Consider the following 16,370-nt stretch of genomic DNA (forward strand, 5'->3'; position numbering starts at 1 on the left):
ATAACTGGAGGCGGATCTTCAATGATTAAGGTTATGATTGCGGACGATGAGGAAGTCATACGCAGGGGACTGGTCAAGATTACTTCCAGAATGGATCTGGAAGTTAAGGTTATAGGCTCATACGGCAATGGTCTGGAGGCCTGGGAGCATCTGTCCACACTGGGTGAGGAAGATATTGATCTGCTGATTACCGATATCAAAATGCCGCGTATGGATGGGTTTATGCTGATTGAAGAGGTGAGAGTTCATATGAAGAATCTCTCGATCGCCGTGCTCAGCGGCTTCAGCGAGTTCGAATATGCGCGGCGGGCTATTCGCTATGGCGTGTTGGACTATCTGCTGAAACCGATCGAGAAGGCCCAGCTCTACGAGCTGCTGAAGCGTGTGCAGGATAAGAAGGCAGCGGCCCTGAAGACGGGGGTAGAATCTGTACAGCCGGTACCGGAAGGCGGAGAGCATTATGTCGTTGAACAGACCAAGGCGATCCTTGAGAAGGAATATGTACATAATTTCGAGCTGGAGCGTCTGGCCGATACAGTAGGGATGAATGCCAGCTATATCAGCCGTCTGTTTAAATTCAAGACCGGCCAGACGATCACCGATTACCTGATTGGCATTCGGATCGCCAAGGCCAAGGAGCTGCTTATGGAGCACCCGGATCTCAAGAACTACGAGATTGCCGAGAAGGTGGGCTACAGTGACCCCGTGTATTTCAACAAGCTATTCAAGAGAATATGCGGCATGACGCCGAAGGATTATAAAAGCGGTTACAGAATTCCGAAAAGCTGATTTTGAAATGTGGCAGCCGGAAAAATCCAAATTGCAAACGGTATAGATAGAGAGGGCGCTTGTCCTCTCTTTTTGCTGTTTCTATTCAAATATAAATAACAAATAAATATTTTGTTAAAACAAAAATAACAAATACAAGACCAGAAAAAACAATTGAAACCATCGTAATAGCACTGAAATAAATCTATAATATGTTTGTAAGCGATATCATCATTCATTTTCAAACTTGAGTATGTAATTTGCCGAGAAACAGGTTATCTGCTCTTGAAGGTTTGATGATAAAAGTTATTATTTTTGTTATTATAACTGCCAAGGTAAATCGAAGAGAGGGGTACTACAGAAATGAAAAAAAGCAAAACAATGATGGGCCTCATGGCACTCACGCTGACGACCGGATTGTTCGCAGGATGTTCCTCGAATAACAACGCCAACACAGGCAATGAACAGGCTACCAACAACGCCGGAGCAGGTACAGAGGCTACAACCACTCCTGCCGGTGAAGCTGGCCAAGACCTTAAAGGTGAAATCACGGTCATTACTCAAAGAACTGATATTGTTGATACCGTATTCAAGGATTATGCTGCCAAATTTAACGAGAAATACCCGGACGTAAAAGTGAACTTCGAAGCGCTGACTACCTATGAGGATCAGATCAAGATCCGCATGAGCACCGAGGATTACGGAGACGTACTGCTGCTGCCTACCAGTGTAGCCATTAAAGATATGCCGGATTTCTTCGAACCGCTTGGTCAGCTGGCCGAGATGGAGCAGCAATATACAGGTCTGGAAGAACGGGCTGTAGATGGCGTCGCTTACGGTATTCCGATCACGATCAACTACACCGGTGTGATCTATAACAAAAAGGTGTTCCAGGATGCCGGAATTACCGAGGTGCCTAAGACCATCGATCAATTCATGACTGCTCTGCAGTCGATTAAGGACAAAACCGAAGCGGTTCCAATCTATACCAACTATGCCGCAGGCTGGCCGCTGACCCAATGGGAATCTGTTCTGCCGACGGTAGCAGGCAGCCGCGATTACGTGAATATTACACAGCTTGCCGCACCTGACAACTTCACTCCAGGCCAACCGCACTACGACCTGTACAAAGTGATGTACGATGCCGCACAGAAGGGCTTGATTGAAGAAGATCCTACGACAACCGACTGGGAATCCTCCAAAGCGGATCTGGCCAACGGCAAGATCGGCACCATGGTCCTGGGTTCGTGGGCCATCGGCCAGATTAAAGGTGTAGCGACCAATCCGGATGATATCGGCTTCATGCCGTTCCCTACCAATGCAGACACAATCCTGGTTCCACTGGCTGATGACTACAACATCGGTGTCAGCGTACACAGCAAGCACAAGGAAGCAGCCAGAGCCTGGGTGGATTTCTTCATCAATGATTCCACCTACCCTACAACCGAAGGCGGCGGCATGAGCCCAGTTAAAGGCGCTGAGCTTCCTGAGATCCTGAAGCAATTCGAAGGCACAGATGTAACCTTTGACACGATTACCCCTGCACAAGCCGGCAAGGAAGGCTGGGTTGATAGGATTGACAAGGATGCCGAAGTAGGTCTGTGGCAGCCGGATTTCAAGAAGTTCATCATTGAAGCTGCTATCGGCAACCGCAAGGATTCCTTTGACGACATTATGAAAGACCTGAACGACAAATGGGCAGCCTCGTATGCGAAGGTAACAGCCGCCAAATAAATGAAGAGGTGTGGAGAGTGTTCAAATTATCGAATTTGAGCTATAAAAACCAACGTATTTTTATCATTTTAGCTTTCTCAATCGTTCCGGTGGTGCTGTTGTTTACCTTCGCCTATCTCCCGGTAATCAAGATGTTCCAGTACAGCTTCACGAATTGGAACGGTCTCAGCAAGAACATGGAATATGTAGGCTTTGACAATTACAAGACCATTTTTACGAAACCTGAATATTTCGCTGTATTTAAAGTCAGTTTGTATTATTTCGTCGCGACCTTCGTGCAAATGGGACTGGCGATGTATTTTGCAACAATACTAAGCTTTAATGTCCGCATGAAAAATCTGTTCAAGGGTATTCTGTTCTTCCCGACGCTCCTTAACGGAGTAGCCATTGGATTTATCTTTCTGTTCTTCTTCAAGCCGGATGGCACGCTGGACACGCTGTTGCAATTCGTGGGACTGGAGAGCCTGCAGCAGAAATGGCTGCTGAACCCGAACCTGAACAATATCTCACTGGCCGGAGCTTCGCTCTGGAGATATATGGGGATGAACTTTATTATTTTTCTCGGAGCGATTTCGTCGGTTTCCAAGGATGTGTACGAAGCCTCCGACATTGACGGGGCCAACCGGTGGCACCAGTTCTTGCATATTATTCTGCCGAGTATCAAGCGCATTCTGCAGCTCAACCTGATTCTGGCAATCAGCGGAGCGATCGGCGTGTTCGAAATTCCATTCGTTATGACTGGCGGCTCCAACGGCACCAGCACCTTCGTTATTCAGACAGTGGATGTGGCCTTCAAATACAGCAAGCTCGGTCTGGCTTCGGCTCTGGCGGTTATCCTGCTGTTCATCGTTATTCTGGTCACTATCGTACAGCGCATTCTGATTAAGGAGGAGGCTTAGAATTATGCATACTCTAAAATACACTACAGCCACTATATTCAAATACCTCACCTTGATTCTAGGGGCGTTTGCGGCGCTGATTCCGATTGTTGTGGTCCTGTTTGCCTCTTTGAAGACCAATGCGGAGTACGCTAATACCGGTCCGCTTACGCTTCCGGAGAACTGGCTGAACTTCTCGAACTATACGAAGGCTTTTATTGACGGCAAAATGCTGCTTGGCTTCGGCAACACCGTATTTATCGTGGTGATTTCGATTGCCGGTGCCACCCTGACCGGGTCTATGGTCGCTTATATTCTGGCGCGCTTCAAATTCAGAGGCAGCAAGCTGCTGATGGGCGCTTTTCTGCTGGCTACGCTGATTCCGGCGGTAACCACCCAGGTAGCTACTTTCCAGATCATCAATGCGCTCGACTTGTTCAATACGCGCTGGGCGCCAATCCTGATGTATCTGGGTACAGATATTATCGCCGTATACATCTTTATGCAGTTTCTGGATTCAATCTCCGAGTCGCTGGATGAGTCAGCGATGCTGGACGGCGCATCCTACTGGACGATTTATGGCCGCATTATTCTACCACTGCTGAAGCCTGCGATTGTAACGGTAATTATCGTGAAGGGCGTCAATATTTACAATGACTTCTACACTCCGTTCCTCTATATGCCCAAAAGCGACCTGCAGGTCATCTCCACGGCGTTGTTCAAGTTCAAAGGGCCTTATGGCTCGCAGTGGGAAGTTATCTGTGCCGCGATTATGATTGCGATTATTCCGACGCTGGTTGCCTTCGTTGCTTTACAGAAATATATCTATAACGGTTTTGCCCAAGGTTCGGTAAAATAGGAAGTGGAAAATTCTGCAGCTGTGGCTGCACTACATTTGGAAGGAGTAATATCTATGAAAGAAGTAACAATCATCGGCAACAACATTCCGAATATGCCTTGGCAGGAGAAGCCTGCCGGTTATGAGAATCCGCTCTGGAGACATAACGACAATCCTGTAATCAAACGTAATCCTGCCAAAGGAGTAGCCCGAATCTTCAACAGTGCAGTAGCTGCTTATGAAGGAAGTTTCCTCGGCGTATTCCGCGTGGAGGACAACACGACCCGCCCGCATCTGCGGATGGGCTACAGCGCAGACGGTCTGGACTGGAAGATCGACGATGAGCCGATCCAGTTCAAGGATGAAGACGGCAATCCATACATGCCCCGGTATGCTTACGATCCACGTCTGGTCAAAGTTGAGGATACGTATTACATTATTTGGTGTACGGATTTCTACGGCGCTGCTATCGGTGTAGCCAAAACCCAGGATTTCAAAAGCTTCACCAGCCTGGAGAACCCGTTCCTGCCGTTTAACCGCAATGGCGTGCTGTTTCCGAAGAAGCTGAATGGCAACTTCGTGATGCTCTCCCGTCCAAGCGACAGCGGGCATACGCCGTTTGGTGATGTATTCCTGAGTGAAAGTCCGGATTTCGTCTATTGGGGCAAACACCGCCATGTGATGACTAAGGGCGGACAGGGCTGGTGGCAGAGTGTCAAGATCGGCGGCGGACCTGCTCCGATTGAAACCAGCGAAGGCTGGCTGATGTTCTACCACGGTGTTACCGGCACCTGCAACGGTCTGGTATACAGCATGGGTGCTGTCATTCTGGATATCAACGAACCTTCCAAGGTGAAATACCGCTCCAAAAACTTTGTGCTGACCCCTGAAGAGTGGTACGAGGAGAGAGGTTTCGTCAACAATGTGCTGTTCCCTTGCGCGACCCTGCATGACGCAGAAACCGGGCGGATTGCCATCTATTATGGCGCTGCCGACACCTATGTTGGCGTAGCGTATACAACGGTTCAGGAGATCGTGAACTATGTGATCGATACCCATGAAGAAGTTGGTGACGATGCCGGTCTGGGCAAAATCTAGCATTCGCTGGCCGCTAAGCATAGGGCTGCAACTGTAATACAACAGAAACGGAAAGCCTGAAGTACAGGTTTTTCGTTTCTGTTCTTTATGTATAACCATCTAAAAGGTATGACCATCCAAAGGAGGAGTTATAGTGGCAACCGATATGACACTGCCCCAATTACACGCTTATGCGGGCAGCAGCCCGAAACCGCAGGATTTCGATCAGTTCTGGGAACGGGCGCTGCAGGAGCTGGATGCCCAGCCGCTGGACTACACCCTGGAGCCGGCGGAATTCACCAGTGAACTGGCTGAATGCTTCCATCTGTATTTTACCGGGGTAGGCGGGGCTAAAATTCACTGCAAATATGTCAGACCGAAGAAAAAGGGTGGAAGCAAGGGCGCAGGTGTGGTCATGTTCCATGGATATTCCTGTGACAGCGGCGACTGGATGGAGAAGGTCACTTATGCAGCCCATGGCATCAGTGTGCTGGCAATGGACTGCCGTGGACAAGGCGGCTTGTCGGAGGACAACCTGCCGGTGCAGGGCACAACCATCCGGGGACATATTATCCGTGGGCTGGATGATCCCAATCCTGACCGGCTGTATTATCGCAACGTCTTCCTGGATACCGTGCAGACCGCACGGATTCTGATGTCGATGGATGAGGTAGACCCGGCCCGCGTCGGAGCGTACGGATGTTCCCAGGGCGGCGCACTGACGGTAGCCTGCGCAGCGCTGGAGCCGCGGATTGCGGCAGCTGTGCCGGTCTACCCCTTTCTGTCCGATTACAAACGGGCCTGGGAGCTGGATATCACCACTTCCGCTTATGAGGAGATCAACTATTATTTCAGATTTTTTGATCCGCATCATCTGCGCGAGGAAGAGATTTTTAACCGGCTCGGGTATATTGATATTCAGAACCTGGCGGGACGGATACAGGGCAAGGTGCTGTGGGTGACCGGATTGGCTGACACTATCTGTCCTCCTTCGACACAATTCGCCGCATACAACAAAATCACAGCGTCCAAAGAATTAATGGTCTATTATGAATACGGTCATGAGTATCTTCCTTACCTTGCTGACCGGGCACTGCAGATGCTAATGACCTTGTAACAGGAGAACTGTACAGGAATACTAGCGAATAGTGGCGGTGAATAATTTGGTTCAATCCAAACCTAACAAACAGAAGACATATATTAGGCTGCACCCGGCAAAGTCGATTGGGGTGCGGCTGTTTCTGCTGTTCTTCATCTCGACAATGGTGCTTGTGCTGTCCTTGGGATACACCTCGTATTCTGTAGCGAGAGAGACGATCGAAGATAATGCCTTGGCGGCCAACCAGCAGACCGTGATTCAGACGGCGGAGAAGCTGGACATTGAGCTGCTGCGGTATGAGGACAGACTGGATCAGCTGCTGGCCAGCCGGGAGCTCCACGAAGTGCTTCAGGCGGATGCTGCGGGTGGTGTTGCCGCAGGAACCGGGGCTGGAGCAGGATCAGAGAAGCTTACATCCGAGCTGGAGCGCTGGCTGTCAGCCGGTGAAGGCGTACAAGCTGTCATGCTGATTCCGGCTGCTGCTGATCAGCCGGTGCTGGCTGCGGGAAGTGTCGATACCGCCTTTGGGGAAGGGGCCAGAGCTTCGGCCTGGTACAAGCAGCTTGTCGGGAAACCACAAGCGGTCTGGATTACCGGGGCCGCTGGAGACGGCGGTGCGGGGGTGATCCGTCTGGCGAAGTCGTCAACGGATGAGACCGGCGGGCCGGGTTATGTTGTGGTCAGTGACATTCCGGTGCAGGAACTGGAAGACCAGCTGCGCAAGGTGAATCTTGGGCCTGCGTCCTATATGCAGCTGGTCACTGGTCAGGACGAGCTGATCGCCTCATCCCAGGAGCAGGAGACCGATGCCTATCTGCAGCTCGGGGGTACCTTGTTTGAAGGACTGAGCGAGAGCTCTGGTTCGTTGCCCACCCAAGACGAACGGGGCAAGTCCATCCTGGCCGTGTACGGTACTCTGGACAGCTCCAGCTGGAAGCTGCTTGGCGTGGTACCTGCCGAGAATCTCTCCCAGGATGCCGTTCGGATTCTGCGCACGACGTATCTGGTCGTTGGGGCGGCAGCATTGGTTGCCATCCTGATCGGCTTCCTGATGGTAAGAATGGTATCGCGTCCGCTGAACCGGCTGGGCGATCTGATGAGCCAGGGAGCGGAAGGGAAGCTTGGCGTGCGCACAAAGGTAACCTCGCGGGACGAGATCGGCAGGTTGTCTTCTTCGTTCAATCTGATGATGGAGCGAATTTCGGAGTTGGTCACTCACACGAATGAGACGGCGCGTGAGGTGCTGGGATATGCCGATGAGCTGGGCAGCGCATCGCGTAAGACGGCTGCAGCTGCGAAGGATATTGCCAGCGCGACTGAAGAGATTGCCGGCGGTGCAGGCGGGCTGGCGCTGGAGGCGGACCGGGGAAATGAGCTGACCAGGCAGATCTCGGCGCAGATCAGCGCCGTTGCCGCGAATGCGCATGAGATGGATAACACCGCGCGCAGCGTGGGTGTGTTAAGCGGGAAAGGCGTAAGCCGGTTAAGCGAGCTGCAGAGCCGCACCGGCAACACCGGTGAACTGACGAACCGGCTGGTGGAGAAGGTCAACGAGCTGAAGGAGACCGCTTCCTCGGTAATCCAGGTGCTTGAGGTCATGAAGAGCATCACGCAGCAGACCAACATCCTGTCGCTGAACGCTTCCATTGAGGCCGCGCGGGCCGGTGAAGCGGGCCAGGGCTTCAAGGTCGTGGCGGATGAGATCCGCCAGCTGGCCAATCAGTCCAAGTCCTCAATCGCCATGGTGGGCGAAATTACGGACAAAATCATGAACGATATGAACGAAACCGTGTTTGCGCTGGCTGAGGTGGCCCCACTGTTCCATGAGCAGATGGATTCTGTGAAGAATACCAGCGAGATCTTCGTAACCGTGCAGGCACAGATGGAGCAATTCATTACCCGTCTCGATTCGGTAACCTATTCAATAGATGGACTGGGCCAATCCCAGCGGGTGCTGTCAGAGACCATTGGCAATGTCAGCTCATTCGCTGAGGAATCCTCCGCCGCCTCCGAGGAGGTGGCCTCGCTCAGCGGCGAGCAGCAGAGCGTCAGCGACCATCTGGTCGGACTGTCAGCCAAGCTGGAACGGGCTTCCTCACAGCTAAAGGATCGCTTGTCCAAGTTTAGTTTGTAGTTTCCGGCCGCTCCCTTTGTGGGGGCGGCTTTTGTGATGGGTGTTGGGGAGGCAGACTGCGTTGGTGCGAGCGATGAAAGGACGGAGCGGCGGACTGGCGAATGGGGAACCGGGAATGCGGCAACCTGCGCGACCCCGAACCAAGGAATGGACGGACGAACGGAGCAACCAATGAATGAACCGACTAACCAACGGACCCAGAGCCCGCGACCGAACGAACGGACCGACGAACCAACGAACCCAGAGCTCGCGACCGAATGAACCAACAAACGACCAACAAACGAACGACCAATGAATGGACAACCAACCAACGAACCAACGAACCAACGAACCGACGAACCGACGAACCAACCAACCCACAATGTGCCTACCCCATGCACTACGGACCCTATAGCCCTTATTCATGCGATTTAGCCCACTTTTCTTCTGTTGCGGACCGTATGGCCGTTATTGAGCGGATTTGAGCCTCAAACGAAGCAAAGTTACTCGAATAACGGCTCCTCAGTCCGTAACAGCACTCCATAAGCCGAATTCAGCGCAAATAGAGTCCTCTCGGTCCGTAACAGAAGGCGGCGGACATAACAGGTGCTATCGGCATACAGACAGGTGATGAGTAGCAGGATGAGCGGGAAGATGCTGCAGTATGTAATTGGTTGTGCATTGATTGAAGTTAGGAGCGGCGGCTGTAGATTGGCTTGGATGAGAAACTGAGCTTCGTATGGAGTGGCTGGACTGGAGAGGTTGAGGTTAAAATAAGTGTAAGAAATTAACAGGCTGGGACATAATAAAGCTTAGGAATGGCTTCTAGGAGGATATTGCATGAAATTTAGCCGTACACGTATAAGGGGAGCGTTGTTTATTCTGTCTGCTGCGGTTGCTCTGCTGATTCTGCGGCTGGCCTGGGTGCAGCTGGTGCTGAAGGACGAGCCTGTTCCGGGCGCCAACTATTCGTTAGCCCAAATGGCGCAAATCCAGAGCGAACGGGAGACGGTGCTGGATACGGGGAGAGGCCGCTTGTATGACCGGAGCGGGCAGCCGCTTGCCGGGGAGACGGTTTGGACGGCTGCTTTTTTTCCTCAGGAGGATAAGGGGAGGTCGGCCCAAGTGGCGACGGCGGACAGTGGTCCGCTGCGCAGGCTTGCGGCCATCCTTGGAGTGAGCTATGAGCAGTTGCTGGGAAGCCGGATGGATCTGAAGCAGCCATTGCTCTGGCCTTCGCCAGCGAGCAAGGAACCGCTGGAATTGACGCTGCAGCAGGCGGAGGAGATCAGGCAGCTTGGCATCGACGGTGTGTCTGTACTGCCCTATGCACGCAGATATAACGGGAGTTCCAGCGGAAGACAATGGCTGGGTTATTTGTCGGAGGCCGCAGCCAAGCCAGGGACCACAGCTGAGCCATCCAAACTCAGAGTTCCGCTCAGCGGTACGGATGGACTGGAGAAGACGCTGGAGCCGCTGCTGAGAGGAGTCGGGCATACCGAAGCTTATGCGCAGGTGGACGCGCGGGGCAATCGCCTGCCTGGAAACAAGCTTCAGGTGAGGTCGCCAGGCAATCCATATTACCCGCTCGCCCTATTTACGACCATCGACAAGCAACTGCAGGAAGGCATTGAGCAATTGGCTCTGGAGGCTGGAATGAAAGAGGGGGCCATTGTAGTGCTGGATGCGGGAACCGGGGATGTTGAAGCAATGGTGTCACTGCCCTTCTATAATCCGGGGCAGATTTCTCCGGAAGGCGGGCAATGGAATAACCGGGCGCTGCAGCAGGCGGTGCCCGGCTCCATCTTCAAAATCGTTACCGCCGCCGCCGCCCTGGAGGCGGGGCTAACCACAGCGGACGAAGTGTTCCATTGTGCCGGTGAATACGGCAAATATGGCTTGTCCTGTCCGCAGCACAAAAAACACGGCTCCCTCACGCTGGCGCAAGGGTTCGCCGTGTCCTGCAATACCGTGTTCGCCACTCTGGCCGAGCGGCTGCAAGGCGCGCAGCTAGAGTCCGCTGCGCTGGCGCTCGGCCTGGGCCGCGAGATCGGCTGGCAGTCCAGGGATACCCTGGGACTGCCGCTGCTGAGGCCGCTGGCCGGCGAGCAGCACGGCACCATCTTCGCCTCGCTGGAGACGGACGACAGCGGGGCTCGGGTGCAGTCCGCCATCGGACAGCGTGACGTGCGGATGACGCCGCTGCAGGCGGCGAATCTGATCGTCACCCTGCTGCATGGCGGAGAGGTTAGAGCCCCGCGCATTCTGCAGCGGGTCTCCTTCGCCAACGGGCAGAAGCTGGCCGATCTTCCGGTGCATCTCGCACCGCATCAGGGCGGCAGCGTCTCACCGTCCACGGCGAAACAGCTGTTAGCCTGGATGCGGCTTGTGGTCACGGAAGGCACCGGCAGGCAGCTGCGCGGCACGCACTGGACAGTGGCGGGCAAATCCGGCACCGCCCAGACGCTGGTGAAGGGGGCGAAGCGCAATAACCAGTGGTTCATCGGCTACGGGCCGGTGAACCAGCCCAGGTATGCCGTATCCGTAGCTGTGGAGAACGTAGCGCCCGGCAGTCCCCATCTGGCAACCCGGCTGTTTGGCCAGGTGCAGGATTTGCTCTCCCGCTCTGCGGCAGAGGCTCAGCAGAAGCTCTAAGGCGCTGCCGGTGGCTCTGGCTCGGTGACCGGTTCACCGGTGGGCACCGGTCCGGCCGAAGCAAACGGAGAGACGATGAATTCTCCCTCCGGCAGGTGAATCCAGCTCTGCAGATACCCTTGCTGGAGCAGTTCCTTTAAGAGAATCAGCAGGATCGGCGAGAGGATCAGACCGGCGATGCCGAAGGCCGAGGTGGACAGAATCATAAAGGAGAGCATCAGAAACGCTGACGATACACCAATGGAATTGCCCGTAATCCTCGGTTCGAGCAGCTGTCTTACAATCAGGACCACAGCAAGCAGCACAATCAGACCGATGGCAAGCGAAGTGTTGCCCACAATGAACAGGTAAATGATCCACGGGATCAGAATAGTTGAGACGCCGAGCAGCGGCAGCACATCGAACACGGCGCAGACCAGCGCCATCGTAATCGCATTGCCACTCCGCAGGATTAGCAGACCTGCCAGCACAATAACGAAGGTAATGCTGATCAGAATCAGCTGCGCCTTCAGATAAGAGCCGATGGCCTTGAAGACATTGCCTTGCAGAAAAGCGAAGGCTTTCTTGAACGTCAGCGGCATTTTGTCATGGGCAATTTTACGCCAATCCTTGATCTCCATGCTAAGGAAAAACGCCAGGATAATAGCCACCCCGAAATTGGCCATAAAGGAAGAAAAAGAGCCAAGGATGCCAACCAAATATTTAAAGACAATAATGAGCCATTGGGAGAGAAGATTGGTGGCATCCGTGAAATAGCCATTCAGCTTGGCAGTGATGTCGGGCGGGAGACTGTTTATTTTGAGCTGCAGATAGGTTGTGAATTCGGCAAAATGCTGCTGAACTACATATGTATACTTGGGCAGGTTGACCTGGAAAGCGATTAGCTGTGAGGTAACCAGCAGTCCGGCCCCGAACAGTACACCGAGCAGCACGATCAGGAACAGCAGTACGGAGATGGCCGATGCGAACGGTTTGGCGAGGCCTCTGCGGTTGAGCAGACGGGCCAAAGGCTCAATCAGCAGAAAAACAAAAAAGGACAGGAATACCGGGGCAGCCAGTTGATAAAGCTTGCTGAAGCTGAACATCACTAAATAGACGGTCAAGACGAGCAGCCCGATATCAAAAACGGTGCGCCAATATTTTTTGTAGAGCGGCAGCATAGAAATAAACGACTCCTTTTCATGGGAAAGTGGATAGCAGTTTGAATTCATTGTACATGATTTTGTTTAGAAATTGTCTATTTGTTTGCCTGCTGTGTTAAAATAGGGGGAAACGTTTTTTTTGCCTGATCCTAAAAATCTTCACGAACCGGCGAACCTTCCACTCTACTTGGCCGTACTCGACGACCTGCTGGCAGAAATAAGGCGAGCCAAAGTCAACTCTGGAAAAGCGGGGAATTTTACATGCAGACTTTGCTGCTCTGGTTATTTTATATTTCATCATTTTATGCATTTATTCCCGGAATGATCAGCCGGATCTTCGGCTACCGCGTCTTCCGTAAAGGAATTGGAAAATCTGAGTTCGCGCTCACCTTTGATGATGGACCCGACCCGAAATTTACACCCATGCTGCTTGATATGCTCCAGCGTTATGGCGCGAAGGCAACTTTTTTTGTAGTAGGCTCCAATGCGGAACGATACCCTGAGCTGATCAAGCGTATGCACGACGAAGGGCATCTGATCGGCATTCATAATTATGTGCACAAGACCAACTGGCTGATGCGCCCGGCAACGGTCCGGCGGCAGATTCAGCGTACCGCAGATATTATCTATAACATTACCGGCGAAAAAAGTACCTACTACCGCCCGCCCTGGGGTATTGTGAATTTGTTCGACATCTCCAAACGGCGCCAGGTACAGATTGTGCTCTGGTCAGCCATGTTTGGCGATTGGCGGGAGAAGCTGGGTGCGGACCGACTGGCCGAAAAAATGATCTCGAGATTGAATCCCGGCGAAGTCATGCTGCTGCACGACAGCGGCGCAACGCTTGGCGCAGACCCGGATGCCCCGCAGAATATGCTGCTGGCGCTGGAGCGCACACTGCTGGAGGCAGAGAGTAGAGGGCTGCGCAGCATCCGGGTAGATCAGATGATCAAGCGGGTGGAGGCCTCGCCGATTCAGCGGCTTTCTTTTGGCAAACGGCTAATTGTGGGTTTGTGGCTGGCGTGGGAGCAGGTTTTTCAGGTGCTGTTCCAGCTCAAGACAATTTCACCAACAGATCCGTTCCTGCACTACCGGCTGCGCAAGTACAATGGTGATCCGGTTATGCTGGAAGGTGGTTCTATGTTGGGTAAGGGTGACCTCGTGATTGAACTGCATGTCGACAACCGGCAGCTGTTCGATCTCGGAATACATTCCCGTTCATCAGCCCAGCTGGCGATCCGCATGATCCGCCGGATGGAGAAGGATCTGCCGATTCTGGCAGAGCTGATCGCGGATGATCCGGCTCTGTGTGAGGCCAAAGCGTTGTATGGCGTCACTATGATCAACCGGGGACCGGAGAAATTCGGCTTCACGGTATTGGATCTGCCAGACGGCTGGTTTGCCCGCTCCACCAAGCTCTACCTAAGTTTACTACTCAGCGTGATCCATCCTGCAGGCGGAGCGAGACTGAAGGAACGCAGTGAGGCGCTGGTACCCAAGATGATTCTGATGCCTGTATCCCGGCTGCTGGATCAGATGAACCAGACGCAGCATAAGAACTCCATCTCACCAGGCGAACGCAAGGGGAAGGAAGAGCAGTCGCAGCCAGCGGCACAAAGAGGCACGGTAGTGGAAGCAGAGCTGCCAAGTGCAACGGTTGTACAGTAAGCAAGACCTACACTTTCGCACTTATTCGCCGCTAAACGGCAATCCGGTTGAAATTGATTTCACTTTGCATTCATTGCTTCGAACGAAATAATAAACTACTACATGTGGTTACTTAATTCAGCGGCTTCACTGCCCTAATGGGGCGGTGGAGCCGCTGTTTCATGTTCAATTCGCATACCCGCCATTGTGTTGACCCCCGCCTAAACACCCCAGTTACTTTCCACTCTGCGGACCGTATAGCTCTTATTTGTGCTTTTCAGCTTAATTTGCCATTGTTACGGACCGTATAGCCTCTATAACGCTATTGTTGGAGCAAAACAGCAGGGTTCGAGAGGAATAGGGGCTCCTGAGTCCGTAAGTGGGTAAATTACCCGGAAATTCGGCAAATAGGGGCTCCTCGGTCCGCAGTGGGGGGATGTGATGCATGTGATGCCCTTTGCTCACGCCCTCCATAACGCCTGGCAGAACGCCCAACTAATGCCCAGCAATACCCGTCAACACACATATCGACTCACTTCACCTCGCCCTCCAGTTACATTTCCCACACGACGCACAATTGCCTTGTCAAGATACTGCCAAACTGCAGCAAAAAAACCGATCCCTGTAAGCAGGGATCGGGCCATATAATTAGTTTCGAGGTTGGTCTTTCATTAGATCTTCAGCACCGCACCATTGCTCGCATTGGTTACCATCTTGGAGTAACGCGCCAGGTAGCCGGTTTTGACTTTAGGCTCGAAGCCTTTCCATTCGCTGCGGCGGACTGCGAGCACTTCTTCTTCAACCAGCAGCTCAATCTTGCGGTTGTTGAGGTCCAACTCGATGATGTCTCCATCTACGACAAAAGCGATCGGGCCGCCTTCAGCCGCCTCCGGTGAGATGTGGCCGATGCTGATGCCGCGGGAAGCGCCCGAGAAACGGCCGTCGGTGATTAGGCCGACCTTGGCGCCGAGACCCATGCCCACGATCTGGGACGTAGGAGCCAGCATTTCCGGCATGCCCGGTCCGCCTTTAGGTCCTTCGTAGCGGATAACAACGACATGGCCTTCCTTAACCTTGCCGTTCGCGATACCTTCCAGAGCCGACTCCTGGGAGTCGAAGCAGATGGCAGGTCCTTTGTGGTAGCCGCCTACGGATGCATCTACTGCGCCGACTTTGATGATGGATCCTTGCGGTGCCAGATTGCCGTAGAGTACGGACAGACCGCCAACTTCGGAGTAAGGGTTGTCCAGGGTATGGATAACATTCGTATCCATAATCTCATGGCCGGTTACGTTCTCGGCCAATGTCTTGCCGGTTACGGTCATACAGTCGCCGTACAAGGCGCCCGGCTTCTTCAGCAGCTCGTTAAGCACGGCACTTACGCCGCCGGCTTGATGCACATCCTCAATGAAATAATCGGAGGCAGGTGCCAGCTTGGAGAGGTAAGGCACACGGTTCGCCACTTCATTGATCCGCTCCAGCGGATAATCAATACCTGCTTCCTGGGCCAGAGCCAGGGTATGCAGCACGGTGTTCGTGGAGCCGCCCATAGCCATATCCAGCGCAAAAGCATTATCGAGCGATTCCTTGGTCACGATATCACGCGGCTTCAGGTCGAGCTTGATCAGCTCCATCAGCTGGGTGGCGGAGTCACGCACGAATTGTCTCCGTTCATCAGCTACAGCCAGGATGGTGCCGTTACCCGGAAGAGCCAGGCCAAGGGCTTCGGCCAGACAGTTCATCGAGTTGGCCGTGAACATACCTGAGCAGGAACCGCAGGTAGGACAGCCGTATTGTTCCAATTCCAGCAGCTCAGCATCGTTGATCTTGCCAACCTGATGCGCGCCAACCCCTTCGAACACAGAGGTGAGGGAGAGCTTCTTGCCTTTGCTGTCTACGCCGGCTTTCATCGGGCCGCCGCTGACGAAGATCGTCGGGATGTTGACGCGCAGCGCGCCCATCATCATTCCGGGAGTGATCTTGTCACAGTTGGGAATGCAGACCATGCCGTCGAACCAGTGTGCGGACACGACCGTTTCCACAGAATCGGCAATGATATCGCGGCTTGGCAGCGAATAACGCATCCCGATATGGCCCATGGCGATGCCGTCATCCACACCGATGGTGTTGAATTCAAAAGGAACACCGCCCGCCTCACGGATGGCTTCCTTGACGATTTTGCCGAACTCCTGCAGATGCACATGCCCTGGCACGATATCGATATAAGAATTGCAGACCGCGATAAACGGCTTGCCGAAATCCTCTTCCTTTACGCCTGCTGCACGCAGAAGACTGCGGTGCGGAGCGCGGTCGAAGCCTTTGGTGATCATGTCTGAACGCATTTTCTTGGCTGGTGCCATAATAACTTCCCCCTAAATAAGCTTCTATTATAAAAATACAAAGTGTTGAATGGGCACTA

The 16,370-nt window shown here is 53.2% G+C and carries 11 protein-coding genes; 9 read left to right on the forward strand and 2 right to left on the reverse strand.

Features of this window, described 5'->3' with window-relative positions; translation table 11 throughout:
- Positions 1–21: 21 nt before the first annotated feature.
- The 8 genes from B9T62_RS03430 (at position 22) to B9T62_RS03470 (ending at position 11,162) form a co-directional block, all read left to right on the forward strand.
- On the forward strand, positions 22–789 hold the full coding sequence (locus B9T62_RS03430; RefSeq protein ID WP_087913979.1) for a response regulator transcription factor: 768 nt from the start codon (positions 22–24) through the stop codon (positions 787–789).
- A 342-nt stretch (positions 790–1,131) separates the two neighbouring features.
- Positions 1,132–2,502: an ABC transporter substrate-binding protein gene (locus tag B9T62_RS03435; RefSeq protein WP_087913980.1), complete on the forward strand. Its 1,371-nt coding sequence runs from the start codon at positions 1,132–1,134 to the stop codon at positions 2,500–2,502.
- 17 nt (positions 2,503–2,519) lie between these two features.
- On the forward strand, positions 2,520–3,401 hold the full coding sequence (locus B9T62_RS03440; protein WP_087913981.1) for a carbohydrate ABC transporter permease: 882 nt from the start codon (positions 2,520–2,522) through the stop codon (positions 3,399–3,401).
- Positions 3,402–3,405: 4 nt separating this feature from the next.
- Positions 3,406–4,239 carry a carbohydrate ABC transporter permease gene (locus B9T62_RS03445; protein WP_087913982.1) on the forward strand — a complete coding sequence of 278 codons (834 nt, stop codon included), beginning with the start codon at positions 3,406–3,408 and terminating at the stop codon, positions 4,237–4,239.
- Between the two features lie 54 nt (positions 4,240–4,293).
- Complete coding sequence (locus tag B9T62_RS03450) at positions 4,294–5,316, forward strand: glycoside hydrolase family 130 protein (protein WP_087913983.1); 1,023 nt, start codon at positions 4,294–4,296, stop codon at positions 5,314–5,316.
- Positions 5,317–5,449: 133 nt separating this feature from the next.
- Complete coding sequence (locus B9T62_RS03455) at positions 5,450–6,412, forward strand: acetylxylan esterase (RefSeq protein WP_087913984.1); 963 nt, start codon at positions 5,450–5,452, stop codon at positions 6,410–6,412.
- A gap of 46 nt (positions 6,413–6,458) precedes the next feature.
- Positions 6,459–8,528 carry a methyl-accepting chemotaxis protein gene (locus B9T62_RS03460; protein WP_169834320.1) on the forward strand — a complete coding sequence of 690 codons (2,070 nt, stop codon included), beginning with the start codon at positions 6,459–6,461 and terminating at the stop codon, positions 8,526–8,528.
- Between the two features lie 819 nt (positions 8,529–9,347).
- Positions 9,348–11,162 carry a peptidoglycan D,D-transpeptidase FtsI family protein gene (locus B9T62_RS03470; RefSeq protein WP_087913987.1) on the forward strand — a complete coding sequence of 605 codons (1,815 nt, stop codon included), beginning with the start codon at positions 9,348–9,350 and terminating at the stop codon, positions 11,160–11,162.
- Here B9T62_RS03470 and B9T62_RS03475 read toward each other — a convergent pair.
- Positions 11,159–12,322 (reverse strand): AI-2E family transporter, encoded by a 1,164-nt coding sequence (locus B9T62_RS03475; RefSeq protein ID WP_087913988.1) that lies wholly within the window; start codon positions 12,320–12,322, stop codon positions 11,159–11,161. The two genes, B9T62_RS03470 and B9T62_RS03475, sit on opposite strands and share 4 nt — an antisense overlap.
- Before the next feature lie 243 nt (positions 12,323–12,565).
- Between B9T62_RS03475 and B9T62_RS03480 the strand changes: the two genes are divergently transcribed.
- Positions 12,566–13,972, forward strand: a complete 1,407-nt coding sequence (locus B9T62_RS03480; RefSeq protein ID WP_087913989.1) for a polysaccharide deacetylase family protein — start codon at positions 12,566–12,568, stop codon at positions 13,970–13,972.
- A gap of 650 nt (positions 13,973–14,622) precedes the next feature.
- On the opposite strand, the gene ilvD is transcribed toward B9T62_RS03480, so the two are convergent.
- Positions 14,623–16,311: a dihydroxy-acid dehydratase gene (gene ilvD, locus B9T62_RS03485; RefSeq protein ID WP_087913990.1), complete on the reverse strand. Its 1,689-nt coding sequence runs from the start codon at positions 16,309–16,311 to the stop codon at positions 14,623–14,625.
- Positions 16,312–16,370 lie beyond the last annotated feature (59 nt).

It is taken from the genome of Paenibacillus donghaensis (assembly GCF_002192415.1).
GTDB lineage: Bacteria > Bacillota > Bacilli > Paenibacillales > Paenibacillaceae > Paenibacillus_AQ > Paenibacillus_AQ donghaensis.

Coding starts and splice junctions, on each gene's coding strand:
- B9T62_RS03430 (WP_087913979.1), top strand. CDS start 22: ATGATTAAGGTTATGATTGCGGACGATGAGGAAGTCATACGCAGGGGA.
- B9T62_RS03435 (WP_087913980.1), top strand. CDS start 1,132: ATGAAAAAAAGCAAAACAATGATGGGCCTCATGGCACTCACGCTGACG.
- B9T62_RS03445 (WP_087913982.1), top strand. CDS start 3,406: ATGCATACTCTAAAATACACTACAGCCACTATATTCAAATACCTCACC.
- B9T62_RS03450 (WP_087913983.1), top strand. CDS start 4,294: ATGAAAGAAGTAACAATCATCGGCAACAACATTCCGAATATGCCTTGG.
- B9T62_RS03470 (WP_087913987.1), top strand. CDS start 9,348: ATGAAATTTAGCCGTACACGTATAAGGGGAGCGTTGTTTATTCTGTCT.
- B9T62_RS03475 (WP_087913988.1), bottom strand. CDS start 12,322: ATGCTGCCGCTCTACAAAAAATATTGGCGCACCGTTTTTGATATCGGG.
- B9T62_RS03480 (WP_087913989.1), top strand. CDS start 12,566: ATGCAGACTTTGCTGCTCTGGTTATTTTATATTTCATCATTTTATGCA.
- ilvD (WP_087913990.1), bottom strand. CDS start 16,311: ATGGCACCAGCCAAGAAAATGCGTTCAGACATGATCACCAAAGGCTTC.